A 17343-nucleotide genomic window follows, 5' to 3' on the forward strand; every position below is an offset into this window, starting at 1 on the left:
CCGAGGGCTGGTCCGTCGCTGCGGTGGTGGGCCGTCTAGAGCCCGCCGCCCTCCGTGTCAACCCGGGGTCCGAACCGCCGAGGCGGGGAAGATCCGGGGTTCACACCCTTCTGGAGACAACAATAGCGGACCGCCCGGCTCTCACCGGAGCATCCCGTCCGTCGTTGTCAGAAGAAGCGTCGGCGCCCGGTCCACTCTCGCGGCCGGCGCCGATGACCAGGGGTATACGGATCGCCTCGCGGCCCGTCAACACCCAAAACGACAGCGGGACGAAAATCGGACGACCGGACCGTGACGAGGCGCGGCGAGTTTCTCGGTATCGGCGGGCTATCGCACAACGTGTCGGCGGATGGAGCGTCCGTGGCCCTAATCTCGACATCCTACGCCCGGACATGGTCTTGCTCCGGGGCGCGCGATGGCGTCCTCTCCCACGAAACCCACCAGGATCGTCAGCGTGAGCCGTGACCGCATCAGAATCGGTGTTGCCGGCTACGCTGCTGCGGGCACTCGTGGGATCGAGCCACCGATCGCCGCGCTCGGCACAGGCAGCGCTCAGATGGACCGGCGCGCGGTCAACCTGCGCTGGCTCTGCGCCAGCGCGCTCACGGGCATTGCTGGTGCAGGATTGATCGGCGCAGCGTTGCACGTCTCGCTGCAGGGCGATTCCTCATTTGCCGCGATCCCGCAGGTCGCGACACTGAACCCCCGTCCGCAACCGACGACGGAGGGCGGCAGCAATTTGGCGCGCAAGAGCGACCGACTCGTCCGCAACCCGATGATCGCTTCGACGAAGCAGAGCTTCCGCGCGCCTGTCACCGTGAAACTCGGGGACCGCGAGATCATCAAGGTTCGGCCCTTCGTCCGCGTCAGCGCCGCCCTGTCGCAGACCGTCGGCCTCTATGCGGGCGACATCCCGCCCTTCGATCCGATGAAGTTCGTCAGCGACGAGCCGCTCGAGCGTGCGGCCGACCCCGGCACAGCCGACGCACCCGGAGCCGAAGTTACGGTGGTGAAACGCGCCTTGTCCGAGGCGGTGATCGATCCGGTCTCTCCGTCGCTCGGTGACGATGCCGTCACCGCCCAAGTTGAGGAGGAGCGTCGGATCGCGGCGGAGGCCGGGCGGCGCACGACGCTGCCGGTCGCCCCGCAACTTCTGCTCTCGCGCACGCTGCAGCCGACGGCGGGCCCGGTTGATCTGGGCAACGCCCGGGAGGGAAGCCCATTCAAATCGATCGATGTGCTGGTCGTTCCGGAGAACGTGACCAAGCTCGCCAAGGCGGATCTGCGTCCGGGTGACCCTCCCCTCGTCGAGGAGCGCGATCTGGCTCTGCGACGCAACGAGTCCCTGGAGAACGCGCTCCGGGCGACAGGCTTCGCGGCCGACGAGCAGATTCGTGGCGTCGTCACGGCGCTCGGCGGCCGCTCCCGGGTCGCTGCGCTTCTTGAGGGACAGCGCCTGCGGGTGCAGGTCGGGCCTGGGGTTCGGCCGGGGGACGCACGGCAGGTCACGCGGGTGGTTCTCTATGGTGAGAACGGGATAGAGGCGATCGCTGCGATGAACGATCGCGGAGGCTTCGTGTCGGTTGCCCCGCCCGCGGCGGAATCGCCCGCGCGCAAGCCGGCAGCGCCGGTCGATGCGAGCGAGGACGGGGAGGAGGACAGCGGCTCCGGGCCGCGCCTGTACCAGAGCCTCTACGAGACGGCCGCGCGCCACGACCTGCCGCGCGCCGCCGTCGAGGACATCGTCCGGGTGTTCAGCTACGACCTCGATTTCCAGCGCCGCATCTCGGGCGGCGACAGCCTCGACGTCTTCTACACCTACGACGAGGATTCCGGTCAGAGCGCCGACCGGCCCGATCTGCTCTACGCCGCGCTCAACCTCGGCGGCGAGGTCCGCAAGATCTACCGCTTCCAATCCCCCGACGACGGCGCGATCGACTATCTCGACGAGCAGGGCCGCTCCCTGAAGAAGTTCCTGATCCGCAAGCCGATCGCCGACGGCATCATGCGCTCCGGCTTCGGCTACCGGCGCCACCCCGTCCTGGGCTACGCCAAGCTCCACACCGGCGTCGACTGGGCGAACCCGATCGGCACGCCGATCGTCGCGGCGGGCAACGGCACGGTGATCAAGGCCGAGTGGGATTCCGGCTACGGGCGCCGCGTCGAGATCCAGCACCTGAACGGCTACGTCACCACCTACAATCACATGTCCCGGTTCGGCCGCGGCATCAGCGCCGGCACCCGCGTCCGCCAGGGACAGGTGATCGGCTACGTCGGCTCGACCGGCCTCTCGACCGGCGCCCACCTCCATTACGAGGTCATCATCAACGGGCATTTCGTCGACCCGATGAAGATCCGCGTCCCGCGCGGCCGCGAACTCGACGGTCGCCTCCTCGCCGAGTTCAAGCGCCAGCGCGACGTGATCGAGGGCGAGATGCAGCAATCGAAGACCCCGACGGCAACGGCGCAGCGCGAGACCGCCATCCGTTGAGGGCGGTCGAGGCCCGCGTGGCCGCAACGCGGCGGCGAAGCCGCACCGATCCAGAAGCCCGCACCTGAATCCATACCGAGCCGCCCGACCGGCGACCGGGCGCGGTTCGCCGATACCGGGACATCCATCGTCCCGCCTCGCCCGGGAGCCGGCCGTCCCTGCGGGCAGTCCGGCCCGATCGTTCACCACCACGACAGGCGGCCCTGGGTGACGGCCACGGCCTGCCGAACGCGCCGACGGGCGCGAAATCGGTCGGTTCCGCGATCTTGCGGATGCCGACCCAGCCGTTGCGCGCGATGCCGAGCGGCCGTCCGCTCGTGTCGAGGCGGCAGGCATCGCCGCCGCGAGCGCTCACGGTTTCGCGCACGCTCCCCCGATCGGTCGCTCCGGCCCGCCGGACAGGCCGCCCAACGGCAGCCCGAGCGCCGCCGCGATGTCGGCCGGCGTCGCACCGGCCGTGCGCAGATCGACCAGGGACCGTGAGCCCCGCGACTTGGCGAGCTTGTCGCCGGCCGCGTCGAGGATCACGCGGTGGTGATGGTAGCGCGGGCTCGGGGACGTGAGGAGCCTCTGCAGCAGCACGTGGAGGTCGGTGGCCGCCTCGAGATCGCGGCCGCGCACCACGTGGGAGATGCCCTGGACGGCATCGTCCCGAACCACGGCGAGATGGTAGCTCGTCGGCACGTCCCGCCGGGCGATCACCGCGTCGCCCCACCGGGCCGGATCGGCCGGGACGGCACGGTCGGTCTCGCCCGGCGCGAAGGCCGTGTAGACGTAGGGCCCCGGCGCGGCGGCGAGCGCCCGGGCCATGTCGAGCCGCCAGGTGTGGGGCGCGCCGGCCGCGAGGCGCTCGCGGATCGCGGCCTCGCCGAGATTCCGGCAAGTGCCGGGATAGAGCGGCGTGCCATCGGGATCGCGCGGACCGGCCGGATCGGAGGCGACGCGGATCGCCCCGCGCGAGCAGAAGCACCGGTAGGCGAGGCCCGCAGCGGCGAGGCGGTCGCGCTCGGCCGCGTACTCAGAGAGATGTTCGGATTGGCGCCGCACCGGCCCGCGCACCGGGATGCCGAGCCACGCGAGATCCTCCCGGATCGCCGCGATCAGCTCGGGCCTGGAGCGCACGGGATCGATGTCCTCGATCCGCAGGAACAGGTCCCCGCCGAGGATCCGGGCGAATTCGGCATTCAGGAGCGCCGAATAGGCGTGGCCGAGATGCAGGCGCCCGTTCGGGCTCGGTGCGAACCGGAGGCGGACGGCGCTCAAGCGGCCTCAGTCCCGCGCCCGGCCCTCGGCGCGGATCAGGCAGCGCGGCTCGCCCGGCGTGCAGGCGATGCCGGGCAGCGAGCAGGCCGGGCCGTCGGCCAGTTGACGGCAGATGCGGCAGCCGTCGCTCCACTCGAGGCAGGCGGCCTCGGTGCCGGCGGCCTTATGGGGCGCGGGCGCGGGGGCGAGCGCGCCGATCAGCACCGTCGCGACGGTGAGCGCGACGATGCCCCAGGCAGCGGGCGCGCCGCCGCGCGGCTCGAAGTTCGGCTCGGACGGTGTCGCGGGAGGTGTCGCCATGTTCGACGTGTTCGCGCGCCGGGCGGCGTCCTGTCAACGCGAAGCGCCGACCGGATCCGACGGCGCCGCGTCAGGCGGCCGCCGCATCCCGCTCCAGCAGGGCCGGGAGGGCCTGGAGGTTAAGGGGCTTGGCGAGGAATCCGTCGAATCCGGCCGCCCGGGCGGCGCGCTCGTCCTCCCGGCCCGCAGGGGCCGTCAGGGCGACGAGGTGGCGGCGCGGGGCGCCCCGCGCCTCGGCCGCCCGGATCCTGCGGGCGGTCTCGTGCCCGTCGAGGTTGGGCATGCGCACATCGATCAGTGCGAGATCGAACGGACCCGCATCGGCGAGGCGGGCGAGCGCCTCGAGGCCGTCGGCGGCGTGGACCACCTCCGCCCCGAGCCTCTCCAGGGCGCGCGTCGCCAGCAGGGCGTTGATCGGGTTGTCCTCGGCGAGCAGCACCCGGCGCCGGAGCGGGACCGGGGCCACCGACAGCAGTACCGGGGCAATGGCCGGGCCGGCCGGCCCGGGGGCGAGCAGCCGCTCGATCAGGGAGCGGGCGCGCACCGGCTTGATCAGGTAGCCGTCGAATCCCGCGGCGGCCGGCGCCCCGAATTCGCGGCGGTCGAAGGGCGAGAGCAGGATCAGCGAGGCGCGCACGCCCCCGGCGCGGGCCGCCTCCGCGAGCCGGCGCACCCCGGCATCGCCCAAAGCCCGGTCCGCGATCAGCGCATCGAACGCCGCGCCCGAGAGCGCGTCGAGGCCGGCCTCGACATCCGTCACCATCACGGAGGCCGCGCCCGAGCGGGCGAGCGCCCGGGCGAGATACGGCGCCTGGAACGGCGAATCCGCCACGATGAGCACGCGCCGTCCGCCGAGGTCGAGGGCGGGCAGCGGAGCGGGCGTCGGGACCGCCTGCGGAGGGGCGGCTGGCAGCGGCAGCATTACCCGGAACACCGACCCGTGCCCCAGCCGCGATTCCGCTTCGATCCGCCCGCCCATCCGGTCGACGAGCCGCCGCGTGATCGCGAGCCCGAGGCCGGTGCCCTCGTGGCGCCGGCTCGCGCTGCCGTCGCCCTGCTCGAATTCCTCGAACAGCATCGGCAGCCTGTCCTCGGGAATGCCGGGTCCGGTGTCACGCACCGTGAGGGCGATGCCCTCCGGCCACCGGTCGAGGCTGACGCCGACGCCGCCCGAGCCGGTGAACTTGATGGCGTTGCCCGCCAGATTGATCAGGATCTGGCGAACGCGGTCGGAATCGCCGATCACGCAGGCCGGCAGGTCGTCGGCCACGTCGAGGGCGATCTCGATGCCCTTGTCCTGGGCGCGCGGCGCCAGCAGCTCGACCACGCCTCCCGCCAGCGCCCCGAGGTCGAAGGGCTCCGAGGCGAGGTCGAGGCGACCGGCCTCGATCCGCGAGAAATCCAGGATCCCGTCGATCAGCCCGAGCAGCGCCTTCCCGCTGGTGCCGACCGCCTCGACATAGGTGCGCTGCTCCGGGTCGAGCCCCGTGGCGAGGACGAGGTCGGTCATGCCCAGGATGCCGTTCAGCGGCGTGCGGAACTCGTGGCTGACGGTGGCGAGGAAGCGCGACTTGGCGACGTTTGCGGCCTCCGCCCGCGCGAGCGCCTCGTCGAGGGAGCGCACGGCCTCGACCCGCCCGGTGATGTCGTAGCCCGCGCAGAGCCATTGCAGCGAGACCTCCTCCCGCCCGACCGGCATCTCGACGAAGGCGAACCAGCGCGCCGCTCCGTCCGCGCCCCGCACCCGGCGCTCGGCCCGCCGCACGCCGTCGGGCCCGACCGAAACCGGACCCGACTCGATGATCGCGAGGTCGAGGGTCTCGCCGATCAGATCGATCGGCTCGCGCCCGACGAGATGGGCGAAGCCGTCGCTGGCGAAGGTGATGCGTCCGTGCGCGTCCCGCTGCACGATCACGTCCATGGTGGCGGCCACCAGGGCCCGGTAGCGCTCCTCGCTCTCGGCGATGCGCCAGATCCGGTCGTGCAGCAATTCGGCTTCGGCCTCCTCGTGCGAGGAGCCAGGCCGGCGCCGGAGCGCCAGGCCGACAAGACCGAGACCCACGCTCAGAACCGCGACGAGGATGGCGACGTCCATGCGGGTCTCCCCCGGCGGGAGAGCCCGCCGGGATCGTTGTCGCAGACGGTGCTGAACGCGCCCTTGGCAAAGGCCCTTAACCGGACCTTGACGGAACCGCCGAACCACGCCGCGCTTCACGGGCCCGCCGCGATGGTGTAGGCGCGGCGGCTTGATCCCGTTTCCCGGTCACGAGCCTTCAGACGCCATGCCGAGCCGCATCGACGCCACCTTCGCCCGCTGCCGCGCGGCCGGGCGCGCCGCCCTCGTCACCTACGTGATGGCGGGCGACCCCGATCCCGAGACCTCCCTGCGGGTGCTCGAGGCCCTGCCGCAGGCGGGCGCCGACATCGTGGAATTCGGCCTGCCCTTCACCGACCCGATGGCGGACGGGCCGGCGATCCAGGCGGCGGGGCTGCGCGCGCTGAAGGCCGGCCAGAGCGTGGCCAAGACCCTCGACCTCGTCCGCCGCTTCCGCGCGGGCGACGCCGACACGCCCGTCATCCTGATGGGCTACTACAACCCGATCTACACCTACGGGGTCGAGCGCTTCCTCGCCGACGCCGTGGCGGCCGGGATCGACGGCCTGATCGTGGTCGACCTGCCGCCGGAGGAGGACGAGGAGCTCTGCCTGCCGGCGCTGGCCAAGGGGCTCGCCTTCATCCGGCTGGCGACCCCGACCACCGACGACGCGCGCCTGCCCGCCGTTCTCGCGAACACCGCAGGCTTCGTCTATTACGTCTCGATCAACGGCATCACCGGCACCGCCACCCCGGATTTCGGGCAGGTCACCCAGGCCGTGCGGCGGATCACCCGTCACACCGACCTGCCGGTCGTGGTCGGGTTCGGCGTGAAGACGGGCGCCCACGCCGCCGCGATCGCCGAGGGCGCCGACGGCGTGGTGGTGGGCTCGGCCATCGTCGACACGCTGCATCGCTCCCTCGACGCCGAGGGCAAGGCGCAGGCGGGCACCGTCGAGGCAGTGGCGGGCCTCGTGCGGGAACTTGCCGCGGGCGTGCGCTCCGTCCGGCGCGCCGCCTGAGCACGGGCCTCGCGGGGAGCCGCCCGGGGCACAACCCTGGCGGTTCCCGCCGCGAACCCCGATATCGACATCTGCGGGACAACACGGGCACTGCACGATGGTAGAGCCGATGAACTGGATCTCGGAGGTCGTGCGCCCCAAGATCAAGACCCTGTTCAAGCGCGAGACGCCTGAGAACCTCTGGGTCAAATGCCCGGACACCGGCCAGATGGTCTTCCACAAGGAGGTGGAGAGCAATCATTGGGTGATCCCGGGCTCGGAGCACCACCTCAAGATGAGTGCCCAGGCGCGCCTGAAGATGATGTTTGACGAGGGCACCTGGATCGACGTGCCGCTGCCGGAGGTCGCCGTCGATCCGCTGAAATTCCGCGACGAGAAGCGCTACGTCGACCGGCTCAAGGACGCCCGCGCCAAGACCGGCATGCAGGACGCCTTCAAGGTCGGGTTCGGCCGGGTCGGCGGATTGCCGATGACGCTGGCCGCCCAGGAATTCGGATTCATGGCCGGCTCGCTCGGCATGGCGGCAGGGGAGGCCTTCGTGCGGGGCGCCGAGACGGCGCTCGACAAGCGCACCCCCTACGTGCTGTTCGCGGCCTCGGGCGGGGCGCGGATGCAGGAGGGCATCCTCTCCCTGATGCAGATGCCGCGGACCACCGTGGCGGTCCGACGGCTGAACGCGGCCAAGCTTCCCTACATCGTGGTGCTGACGAATCCGACGACGGGCGGCGTCACGGCCTCCTACGCCATGCTGGGCGACGTCCATCTCGCCGAGCCCGGCGCGCTGATCTGCTTCGCGGGTCCGCGGGTGATCGAGCAGACCATCCGGGAGAAGCTGCCCGACGGCTTCCAACGCTCCGAGTACCTGCGCGACCACGGCATGGTCGACCAAGTGGTGCATCGCCACGCCCTCAAGGAGACGATCGCCCGGATCTGCGGTCTGCTCCTCGACGTGCGGCCGCAGGCCGGGGGCACCGAGACCCGGGTCGCGCTGCCCGAACCGGCCTGATCCCGGACGCTCCGGCCATGGATTCCTCCGATGCGCTGATGGCGCGCTTCCTCGCCCTGCACCCGCGGACGATCGACCTGTCGCTCGGGCGCATCCAGCGCCTGCTGGCGGCCCTCAACCATCCGGAGCGCCGGCTGCCGCCGGTGATCCACGTCGCCGGCACCAACGGCAAGGGCTCCACCATCGCCTTCATGCGGGCGATCCTGGAGGCCGGAGGCCTCGCGGCCCACGTCTACACCTCGCCCCACCTCGTGCGCTTCCATGAGCGGATCCGGCTCGGCGCCATCGGCGGCGGCGCCTTCGTGCCCGAGGACCGGCTGGCCGACGCCTTCGCCCGCTGCGAGGCGGCCAATGCGGGCGCCCCGATCACGGTGTTCGAGATCACGACGGCGGCGGCCCTGCTGCTGTTCTCCGAGGCGCCCGCGGACGTGCTCCTGCTCGAGGTCGGCCTCGGCGGCCGGGTCGACGCGACCAACGTGATCGACACGGTGGCGGCCGCGGTGGTGACGCCGATCGGGCGCGACCACGCCGAGTATCTGGGCGACACCGTCGAGGCCGTGGCGACCGAGAAGGCCGGCATCTTCAAGCGCGGCTGCCCGGCGGTGATCGCCGCCCAGGACTACGTCGAGGCCGACGCGGTTCTGTGCCGCCACGCCGAGGCCGTCGGCGCCGTGCCGATCCGGGTCGGCAACCAGGATTTCTCCGTGCACGAGGAGCGCGGGCGCCTCGTCTTCCAGGACGAGATCGACCTGTTCGACCTGCCCCGGCCCCGCCTGGTCGGGCGCCATCAGCTCACCAACGCGGGCACCGCCATCGCGGCCCTGCGGGCGGCGGGCTTCGGCGACATCGGCACGGCGGCGATCGAGGCCGGCCTGCGCAACGTCGACTGGCCGGGCCGCCTGCAGCGCCTCAGCCGCGGACGCCTCTCAGCGCTGGTGCCCGAGGGGGCGGAGCTCTGGCTCGACGGCGGCCACAACATCGACGGCGGGCGCATCCTCGCCGCCGCCACCGCCGATCTCGGCGACCGCAGCGACGTGCCGCTGGTGCTGATCGTGGGCCTGCTCGGCACCAAGGACGCGGAGGGGTTCCTGCGCCACTTCGTGGGGCTGTCGCGCGCGCTGATCGCCGTGCCGATCGCCAGCCAGATGGCGGCGCGCCCGGCCGAGGAGGTCGCCCGCATCGCCGAGAGCGTCGGCCTCTCGGCCCGCGTCGCCCCGAGCATCGAGGCGGCGCTGGCCAGCGTGTCCGACATCGCGTTCGAGCGTCCGCCGCGCATCCTGATCTGCGGCTCGCTCTACCTCGCGGGCGCCGTCCTTACCGCCAACGACACGCCGCCGACCTGAACCGGCCGCCCCGGTCGTCGGAGCGAAGCGCAGACAGAGGCCGCGAGGACTGTCCGGGAGGGAACGGATACAGCCCTGGAGCGGGGCTCGTCCGCGACCGTACCGTGCGGCGATTGTCGGGCCGTCCGACCGACGCGCGCCGGACTTGCGTCGTCCTCGACTTAAGCAAGTGTTGACGCCGGTCTCCAAACCGTCGGCGGCGAGTCCGGGAGGCTGTGGCAGCCGCGCTACATCTTGGCTGTGGAAAATCACTTATCGTCCACGGCGATCGGGCACTATGCTGGGGATCGAAAAAGTGAAAAAGCTTCTTACGTCATTGGCCACCTTCACGGCGCTCACCGCTGCCGCGAACGCCGCCGACCTTCCGCGCCGCGCTCCGCCGCCGGTCTTCACGCCGGTTCCGGTGTTCACCTGGACGGGCTTCTACGCCGGTTTCAACGCCGGTTACGGCTTCGACGCCAGCAACCGCACCGCCAACGGCTTCACGCAGACCGCGACGAACCCCGTCGTGATCACGCAGGCCGGCGCCGCTGTTCCGGCCGGCATCCTGCCGATCGGCCAGTCGCTGGTGTTCGCCAACAACAACAACGAAGGCTTCACCGGTGGTGGCCAGATCGGCTACAACTACCAGTTCACCCCGGGTTCGGGCGTGGTCGTCGGTGTCGAAGCCGACGCCCAGTACCTCGACTTCGGTAACGGCCGCAGCCGTGGCCGCTTCACCACGGGCATCGTCAACCCGGGCTTCACCCCGGTCGACGGCCTCCTGAGCACCCTCGACTTCTTCGGCACCGTCCGCGGCCGCATCGGCTACGCCTTCGACCGCGTTCTGTTCTACGGCACCGGCGGTTTCGCCTACGCCACGGGTGACCAGGGCGCCCGCGTCGCCTTCACGAGCTTCACGAACCGCCGCGACGACTTCGTCACCGGCTGGACCGTCGGCGGCGGCGTCGAGTACGCTCTCCCCACGGACTCGTTCCTGAACTTCTTCCGCTCGTCGGCCGTGACGCTCAAGGTCGAAGGCCTGTACGTCAACCTCGACCGCAACACCGGCAACAACAACGGCACGCTGGTCGGCGCCTTCACGACCCCGGGCGGCGCCGTGCTGCCGGTGTTCAACACCGTCAACGTCCGCCGCGACGACAACGCCTTCGCGGTCGTCCGCGCCGGCCTGAACTACAAGTTCGGCTCCTACTAAGAAAACCGGACGGAGCCCGGAGCCGAGAGGCTCCCGGGCTCCGGATCGCGAGAAGCGCAGGCTTCCGACACCATTGGGTCCTGAAACCTGAAAGCCCGGCCTCACGGCCGGGCTTTTTTGTTAGCACCCTCCCGGGAAGCCGGGATGCGCGGATCGCCGGTCTCAGGCCGTGGCGGTCTGGGCGCTGATCCAGCGGGAGAGATCGCCCTTGGGGGCGGCGCCGACCTTCTGGTCCACCCGCTCGCCGTTCTTGAACAGGAGCAGGGTCGGGATCGAGCGGATGCCGTACTGCGAGGCGATGCCCGGGTTCTCGTCGACGTTGACCTTGGCGATCTTCACCCGCCCCTGAAGGTCGGCGGAAATCTCCTCGAGGGCCGGGCCGATCTGCCGACAGGGGCCGCACCACTCGGCCCAGAAATCCACCACGACCGGCTCGGCAGACTTGAGAACGTCCTGCTCGAAGCTCGCGTCGGTCACTTTCACCGTCGCCATAACACGTACCCTTTCCTCAGCGCGGGCTGCGGGCCACGAAGGCCCGCCGCCTCGTGCGGGGAGAATTGGCGACGTCCCGGGTGCCGGTCAAGGTGGCGCGACGAGCGCTGGCGCACCGGCGAGGTGCGGTTGGGGGATGGGACCCCGCGCGCCGCAAGCCTCGAACTTCCCGGGCCCCGCCCCATCTCTGGCCCAGGCGGGGCTCGCCGCCCTCGGGCCGCGCCGGGCCGGGGTCCGGCCGGATCACCTCTCAGGCATCGTCCGCTCCGCCTGGCCCGAGGGCCGGCGCGGAAAACCGACCACAGTCCCGACCGAACACCGGTCACGGAGGATCTCCAGGTGACGCGCATTCCATCCATCACCCTCACGGCCTTCGCGACGCTCGCCCTCGCGGGCGCCGCGTCCGGCCAGGAGACGCCGGCTTCCCGCATCGAGGGCGGAGCCTTCAGCGCTCCCGCAGCCCCGACCGCCGGTACGACCACCGCCGAGACCGAGGCTCCGAACACCCCCTACAAACCGCTCCTGCCGAACCAGACCCGGGCCCCGAAGCCGGCGCAGGCGAGCGAGGTCGCGGTCGCCACGGTGGTCAAGGGCTTGGCCAACCCCTGGGCGATGGAGTTCCTGCCGGACGGCCGCATGATCGTCACCGAGAAGGCCGGCAAGATCCGTCTCGTCGCCAAGGACGGCAGCGTCGGGCCGGCGGTGGCGGGCGTCCCCAAGGTCGATGCCCGCGGACAGGGCGGCCTGCTCGACATCGTCCTCAGTCCGGGCTTCTCGTCCGATCGGCTGGTCTTCTTCAGCTACAGCGAGCCGCGTGAGAAGGGCAACGGCACCAGCGTGGCCCGGGCCAAGCTGATCGAGGACGGCAAGGGCGGCGCCAAGCTGGAGGAGCTGAAGGTCATTTTCCGGCAGATGCCGACCTATGACGGCGACAAGCACTTCGGCTCGCGTCTGGTCTTCGCGCCGGACGGCAAGCTCTTCGTCACGGTGGGCGAGCGCTCCGACAAGGCCACGCGCGGACAGGCCCAGGACCTGACCAGCGGCCTCGGCAAGGTCTTCCGGATCGACACGGACGGCAACGCGCCGAAGGACAACCCGTTTGCAGGCAGCGAGAAGGCGCGGCCGGAGATCTGGTCCTACGGCCACCGCAACGTCCAGGCCGCGGCCCTCGACGGGCAGGGCCGGCTCTGGACCGTCGAGCACGGTCCCCTCGGCGGCGACGAGCTCAACCGGCCGCGTCCGGGCGTGAATTACGGCTGGCCGATCGCGACATACGGCATCGAGTATTCGGGCGAGAAGATCGGCGAGGGCGTGACCCAGGCCGCCGGCACGGCCCAGCCGGCCTATTACTGGGATCCCGTCATCGGACCGGGCGGCATGGCGCTCTATACCGGCGACCTGTTCCCGGCCTGGAAGGGCGATTTCCTGATCGGCGGCTTGGTGAGCGCCGGGCTCGTGGCGCTCAAGCTCGACGGCGACACCGTTGTCACGGAGGAACGCATCCCTCTCGACGGGCGGGTGCGCGACGTGCGCGTCGGGCCGGACGGGGCGGTCTACGCCGTCATCGACGACACGAACGGCCGGATCCTGAAGCTGACGCCCAAGGGCGGCAAGGATGGGAGCCCGGACGCGGACAAGCAGCCGAACGGCAAGGAAGGCTGATCGGTGCCCCGAGCGCCGGAACTCAACGGAGACCTATGCCGTTTCTTACACCTTACGGTTGTAGGAGTTCCGCAATGCTCAGAGGCGGCTTGTTGTGGCTCATCGGCATTCCGCTGCCGGTGATTCTGCTGATCTACTTCTTCACGAACTGGCTGCACTGAGCAGCCGCACAACGGGCACGGTCTCGGACCGGCGGAGAGGCCGATCCGAGACCATGTCGCGTTCTCATTCCGCCGCGTCGAGGCGGGGGCGCTCGATCTCTGAGCGCTCGCGCTTCACCAGCTCCGCGGTGAGGAACGCCACCTCCAGAGCCTGCTCCGCGTTGAGGCGCGGGTCGCAATAGGTGTGGTAGCGATCCTGCAGGTCGTCCGCCGTGAGCGCCCGCGCACCGCCCGTGCACTCGGTGACGTCCTTGCCGGTCATCTCGAGGTGGATGCCTCCGGCGATCGTGCCCTCGGCCCGGTGCACGCCGAAGAAGCCCTCGATCTCCTGCATCACCCGCTCGAACGGCCGGGTCTTGTAGCGACCCGCCGCGACGGTGTTGCCGTGCATCGGATCGCAGACCCAGACCACCTTGCGTCCCTCGCGCTCGACCGCCCGGACGAGCTTGGGCAGGTGGTCGCCGACCTTGTCCGCGCCGAAGCGGCAGATCAGGCTGAGGCGCCCGGCCTCGTTCTCCGGGTTCAGCATGTCCACGAGCCGGATCAGGCCCTCGGCCGTCATCGACGGCCCGCACTTGAGGCCGATCGGGTTCTTGATGCCGCGCGCGTACTCGATATGGGCGTGGTCGGGCTGGCGGGTGCGGTCGCCGATCCAGAGCATGTGCCCGGACGTTGCGTACCAGTCGCCGCTCGTCGAATCGACGCGGGTCAGCGCCTCCTCGTAGCCCAGCAGCAGAGCCTCGTGGCTGGTGAAGAAGTCGGTGGTGCGCACTTCCTGATGGGTCTCGGGATTGATCCCGATCGCACGCATGAAGTCGAGCGCGTCCGACATCCGGCCCGCCACGTCCGTGTAGCGCGAGGATTGCGGGCTGTCCTTGACGAAGCCCAGCATCCAGCGATGGGCGTTCTCGAGATTGGCGTAGCCGCCGGTGGCGAAGGCGCGCAGCAGGTTGAGCGTCGCCGCCGATTGCCGATAGGCCTCGAGCTGGCGGCGCGGATCGGGGATGCGCGCCTCCTCGTTGAAGGCGATCCCATTGACGATGTCGCCGCGGTAGCTCGGCAGGGCGACGCCGTCGAGCGTCTCGGTCGGCGAGGAGCGCGGCTTGGCGAATTGCCCGGCGATGCGCCCGACCTTCACCACGGGCGAGCCGCCCGCGAAGGTGAGGACCAGGGCCATCTGCAGGAACACCCGGAAGAAATCGCGGATGTTGTCGGCGGAATGCTCGTCGAAGCTCTCGGCGCAGTCGCCGCCCTGGAGCAGGAACGCCTCGCCGGCCGCGACGCGCGCGAGCGACGCCTTCAGCTTGCGGGCCTCTCCGGCAAAAACGAGCGGGGGAAAGCTCGCGATCTGCGCCTCGACGGTCTTCAGCGCGGCAGGATCCGGATAATCGGGAACCTGCTGGATCGGAAGGTTGCGCCAAGTCCCCGGCGCCCAGTTGCCCGGAGCCGAAGTCTTCGCTGCCCAACGCTCGGCCATTGTCCTAACTCCCGGCGCCGCTCGGCACCGTCTTCGTGCGCGATTCACGCGCGGGAAGCGGCGCTTATAGAGAGGTTTCCGAGCGGGCGCGAGTGTCGAGGCGCGCAGGTCCGGCCCCCGCCGGCCACAGGGCCCGCGGGGGCCAGTGTGCTCAGCCGCCGGCGCGGACGGGCGTGCCCTGGTTCGCGGCGGAATGGGCCTGGGCCGGCTCCAGGAACGGAGCGCCGAGATGGGTCGCTGCGGCAGAGATCGCCAATCCGCCGAGGAACAGGATGGTCGCCATGCCGCCCGCGCGGGGCTTCAGGGAGATGGATCGTCGATGGTCGGAACCTCGCATGGTGCTGTCCCGTGACTGGTTTCGTGGGTGGAGCCGGCCGGTTCGCCGGCCCCCGATGCTGAACAGAACGCGGGATGCGTGTGGTCGGGTTCCATCGGCTGAATCCGGCGGCTGTCCGGCTCACGAGGCCGAGCGGGCCAGCCGGCGTGGCTGCGATCAGCCCTGCGGCCCGGCATCGGGCCGCGTCGCGACGAGGCTGCCGAGGCCGCAGCCCAGACAATACGCGGCGAGCGTCAGCGCACCGCTCTCGATCCAGAGGCCGGGCGCTCCGGGCACGAGGCCGGAGAGCGCGAGACCGACGAGCCCGAGCAGGATCGCGCCGAGGCCGAGCGGCACGGCCCGCTCCCGAGGCCGGCCGGCGAAGCCGCCCACGAGGAGGCCGAGGACGAGGGCCCCGGCCAGACCCGGCCAGAGGCCGGCCAACAGAATCAGCACGTCGATCGGGTTCCTGTCAGGGCCGCAGCGCCAGAACCACCGCGCGCCGCTCGCCGGCCGGCTCTTCGGCGACGACGACCTGATCGGGGCCGGCGCCGGCCTGGAGCAGGTACTCGACAATGGCCTGAGCGCGAAGGCGCGCGAGATCCTCGCCCGACGGTTCCGCCTCGGGCGACGCGGCCGGCCCGCCGCCCTTCGCATCCTTCTGCCCTTTGGCCTTGCCGCCCGTCGGCGGACTGGCCCCCTTCGGCGCGTCCTTGCCCTTGCGCGTCTCCACCGCCGTGACCGGCTGCTTGGAGGGTTCTTTGGGGGATTCCTTGGCGGTTTCCTTGACCGGCTCCGCGGCCGCGTCGGCGGGCTTGGCCGGCTTCTGCCCGGGCGGATCGGAATGCCCCGTCACGGCGAAGCGGAGCGACGGGCAGGCGCGGGCGAGCGCTGCGGCCGCGTCGAGGACCGGATACATCTCCGGCGTCAGCGCGACGGATCCCGGCGCGAAGCGGATGCGCCCGTCGAGGGGGACCGCGGCGAACTCCGTCCGGCAGGCCTCGGGCGCCGGGCTCTCGCGCGCGCCCCGCGCCTGGACGGCGACGCGGGCGGTCCAGCCCGACGGCAGCAGGCGCGGCACCGACTCGGCGAGGCGGGCGGCGCTCTCGCGATACAGGCTCTCGCCGTTCAGGCTCAGGCCCTGATCGGCCACCGCGATCTCCCCCAGCGCCAGCGTTGCCAGGACCGGCACCGCGGCCTCGAGCGCCGGGATCAGACCCGGCGGGGCACCCTCGGCGAGGCGGGTGCGGTCGCGGATCCGTTCGCGGAAGAAGCGCGGGCGGATCGCGGCGAGGAGCCGCTCGCGTGCGGCGGCATCGGGAAGATGGCCGCCGAGGCTGACGCTGTCGGGCTCGCGCCGGATGGTGACGCGGTAGGGCGAGAGCGGCCGGACCGCGAGATCGACCGGCCCCGCCCCGACGCCCGCGGGCAGCCGGTCGCGCATCAGGGCCGCCACTTCGCCGACCGCCTGACCGTCGATCGCCTCGCCCGCGACCGAGATCCGCCCGCTCGCGAAGGCGACGCGGCCACGCTGCATCAGGTCGGCGATGTCGAGCATCGCCCGCGCCAGCGCCGCCGGATCGATCCCCGGCGGCAGGCCCCGGGCCGTCCGCGTGCGATCGTCCACGAATGTGCCGGCGGCGCTCTCGGCCGCGCGCTTGGCAATCTCGGCGCGGCCGGCTTCCGAGACGGTATAGCCGGTGAGCACGAGGCCGCCGCCCGCCACGCGCTCCACCGCGAAGCTGAAATCGGCGACCGTGGGCGGCAAGATGTCGATCCGGCCGATGCTGTAGCCGCGCGGAGGGTCGGCGAAGGCGTTGCGCAGGGCGTCGTAGGCCGGCACGTCCAGGGCCTCGCCGGCCGCCGCGATCACCGTGTCGGTGACGCTGACCCGGCCGCCGACGCCGAGCTGCCCGAGGCGGGACGCCGCGTAGGCCGCCGCGGCGGCGAAATCGGGGGGCGCGCCGCGCGCGGCCCGCGTGTTGTCGTCGAGGGAGAGGCTGGGCGGCAGCGAGGCGGCGATCTGCGTGTCGAGGGCGTGGCGGCCGAGCTCGGCCGGTCGGCTGCCCCCACCCGCGACCGTGCGGGCGTCGATGCGGCTGAGCGACCACGCGAAGGGCGCGGCGGTCTCCACAAGGCCGATCTCGGGGACGATCCGGCGCGGTCCCGGCAGCGCGGCGAGCCTCGCCAGGACGGCGCCGCGCTCGGCCTCGCCGGGCGCCTCGCCGCGGGCGAGGAGGTCGCGTCCGTGCGTCTCCAGACGCAGCCAGGGCTCGCCCCCCGCGTCGCGGGTCGTGCGCGCGACCTCCTCGCCCTCGGACGCGATCCGGGCGGCGATGCCCGGCGCGGCGACGAACGTCGTCCCGCCCCAGACGAGGGCGAGGAGCGGCAGGCCGGCGATCCAGCCGAGACGGCGCAGCGGATGGGCGGGCGGATCGGATGACAAGAAAGCCTCGACGGGCGGGTCCGCGTGACGATGATGAGATCAGCCCGACTTCGCGGCATCATGAAGGCCGCGGCG

General features: G+C 71.6%; 14 protein-coding genes. 6 read left to right on the plus strand and 8 right to left on the minus strand.

Annotated elements, in window-relative coordinates:
- Positions 1 to 454 precede the first annotated feature (454 nt).
- Positions 455 to 2491 carry a M23 family metallopeptidase gene (locus ACS5RC_RS17195; RefSeq protein WP_478345118.1) on the plus strand — a complete coding sequence of 679 codons (2037 nt, stop codon included), beginning with the start codon at positions 455 to 457 and terminating at the stop codon, positions 2489 to 2491.
- Between the two features lie 351 nt (positions 2492 to 2842).
- Here the strand turns inward: ACS5RC_RS17195 and gluQRS are convergent, their stop codons facing one another.
- From gluQRS to ACS5RC_RS17210, 3 genes are all read right to left on the minus strand, one after another.
- Positions 2843 to 3754, minus strand: a complete 912-nt coding sequence (gene gluQRS, locus ACS5RC_RS17200; RefSeq protein ID WP_478345119.1) for a tRNA glutamyl-Q(34) synthetase GluQRS — start codon at positions 3752 to 3754, stop codon at positions 2843 to 2845.
- Positions 3755 to 3760: 6 nt separating this feature from the next.
- Positions 3761 to 4054, minus strand: a complete 294-nt coding sequence (locus ACS5RC_RS17205; protein ID WP_478345120.1) for a hypothetical protein — start codon at positions 4052 to 4054, stop codon at positions 3761 to 3763.
- Positions 4055 to 4124: 70 nt separating this feature from the next.
- Positions 4125 to 6149 (minus strand): ATP-binding protein, encoded by a 2025-nt coding sequence (locus ACS5RC_RS17210; protein ID WP_478345121.1) that lies wholly within the window; start codon positions 6147 to 6149, stop codon positions 4125 to 4127.
- A 187-nt stretch (positions 6150 to 6336) separates the two neighbouring features.
- Here ACS5RC_RS17210 and trpA point away from each other — a divergent pair, with 187 nt between their 5' ends.
- The 4 genes from trpA (at position 6337) to ACS5RC_RS17230 (ending at position 10714) form a co-directional block, all read left to right on the plus strand.
- Positions 6337 to 7170: a tryptophan synthase subunit alpha gene (gene trpA, locus ACS5RC_RS17215; protein ID WP_478345122.1), complete on the plus strand. Its 834-nt coding sequence runs from the start codon at positions 6337 to 6339 to the stop codon at positions 7168 to 7170.
- A gap of 97 nt (positions 7171 to 7267) precedes the next feature.
- Complete coding sequence (gene accD / locus ACS5RC_RS17220) at positions 7268 to 8176, plus strand: acetyl-CoA carboxylase, carboxyltransferase subunit beta (RefSeq protein WP_478345123.1); 909 nt, start codon at positions 7268 to 7270, stop codon at positions 8174 to 8176.
- A 17-nt stretch (positions 8177 to 8193) separates the two neighbouring features.
- On the plus strand, positions 8194 to 9519 hold the full coding sequence (locus ACS5RC_RS17225; protein WP_478345124.1) for a bifunctional folylpolyglutamate synthase/dihydrofolate synthase: 1326 nt from the start codon (positions 8194 to 8196) through the stop codon (positions 9517 to 9519).
- 295 nt (positions 9520 to 9814) lie between these two features.
- The gene (locus tag ACS5RC_RS17230) at positions 9815 to 10714 is read left to right on the plus strand and encodes an outer membrane protein (RefSeq protein WP_478345125.1); all 900 of its coding nucleotides are present in this window, start codon (positions 9815 to 9817) and stop codon (positions 10712 to 10714) included.
- A gap of 162 nt (positions 10715 to 10876) precedes the next feature.
- Here the strand turns inward: ACS5RC_RS17230 and trxA are convergent, their stop codons facing one another.
- Entirely contained in the window at positions 10877 to 11272 is a 396-nt protein-coding gene (gene trxA, locus ACS5RC_RS17235; protein WP_478345395.1) for a thioredoxin, read from the minus strand.
- Between the two features lie 273 nt (positions 11273 to 11545).
- Between trxA and ACS5RC_RS17240 the strand changes: the two genes are divergently transcribed.
- Positions 11546 to 12868: a PQQ-dependent sugar dehydrogenase gene (locus ACS5RC_RS17240; protein ID WP_478345126.1), complete on the plus strand. Its 1323-nt coding sequence runs from the start codon at positions 11546 to 11548 to the stop codon at positions 12866 to 12868.
- Between the two features lie 225 nt (positions 12869 to 13093).
- Here the strand turns inward: ACS5RC_RS17240 and ACS5RC_RS17245 are convergent, their stop codons facing one another.
- From ACS5RC_RS17245 to ACS5RC_RS17260, 4 genes are all read right to left on the minus strand, one after another.
- A complete protein-coding gene (locus ACS5RC_RS17245) occupies positions 13094 to 14506 on the minus strand; it encodes a class II 3-deoxy-7-phosphoheptulonate synthase (RefSeq protein ID WP_478345127.1) in 1413 nt (470 codons plus the stop codon).
- A gap of 151 nt (positions 14507 to 14657) precedes the next feature.
- Positions 14658 to 14843 carry a hypothetical protein gene (locus ACS5RC_RS17250; RefSeq protein ID WP_478345128.1) on the minus strand — a complete coding sequence of 62 codons (186 nt, stop codon included), beginning with the start codon at positions 14841 to 14843 and terminating at the stop codon, positions 14658 to 14660.
- Between the two features lie 156 nt (positions 14844 to 14999).
- Positions 15000 to 15278, minus strand: coding sequence for a hypothetical protein (locus ACS5RC_RS17255; RefSeq protein ID WP_478345129.1), 279 nt, complete (start codon positions 15276 to 15278; stop codon positions 15000 to 15002).
- 16 nt (positions 15279 to 15294) lie between these two features.
- Positions 15295 to 17268, minus strand: a complete 1974-nt coding sequence (locus ACS5RC_RS17260; protein ID WP_478345130.1) for an OmpA family protein — start codon at positions 17266 to 17268, stop codon at positions 15295 to 15297.
- Positions 17269 to 17343: the final 75 nt, after the last annotated feature.

Source organism: Methylobacterium sp. HJ2 (assembly GCF_056431005.1).

Excerpts from the sequence above, each read along its gene's own strand:
- ACS5RC_RS17205 (WP_478345120.1), bottom strand. The coding sequence starts at position 4,054 with ATGGCGACACCTCCCGCGACACCGTCCGAGCCGAACTTCGAGCCGCGC.
- ACS5RC_RS17210 (WP_478345121.1), bottom strand. The coding sequence starts at position 6,149 with ATGGACGTCGCCATCCTCGTCGCGGTTCTGAGCGTGGGTCTCGGTCTT.
- trpA (WP_478345122.1), top strand. The coding sequence starts at position 6,337 with ATGCCGAGCCGCATCGACGCCACCTTCGCCCGCTGCCGCGCGGCCGGG.
- accD (WP_478345123.1), top strand. The coding sequence starts at position 7,268 with ATGGTAGAGCCGATGAACTGGATCTCGGAGGTCGTGCGCCCCAAGATC.
- ACS5RC_RS17225 (WP_478345124.1), top strand. The coding sequence starts at position 8,194 with ATGGATTCCTCCGATGCGCTGATGGCGCGCTTCCTCGCCCTGCACCCG.
- ACS5RC_RS17245 (WP_478345127.1), bottom strand. The coding sequence starts at position 14,506 with ATGGCCGAGCGTTGGGCAGCGAAGACTTCGGCTCCGGGCAACTGGGCG.
- ACS5RC_RS17250 (WP_478345128.1), bottom strand. The coding sequence starts at position 14,843 with ATGCGAGGTTCCGACCATCGACGATCCATCTCCCTGAAGCCCCGCGCG.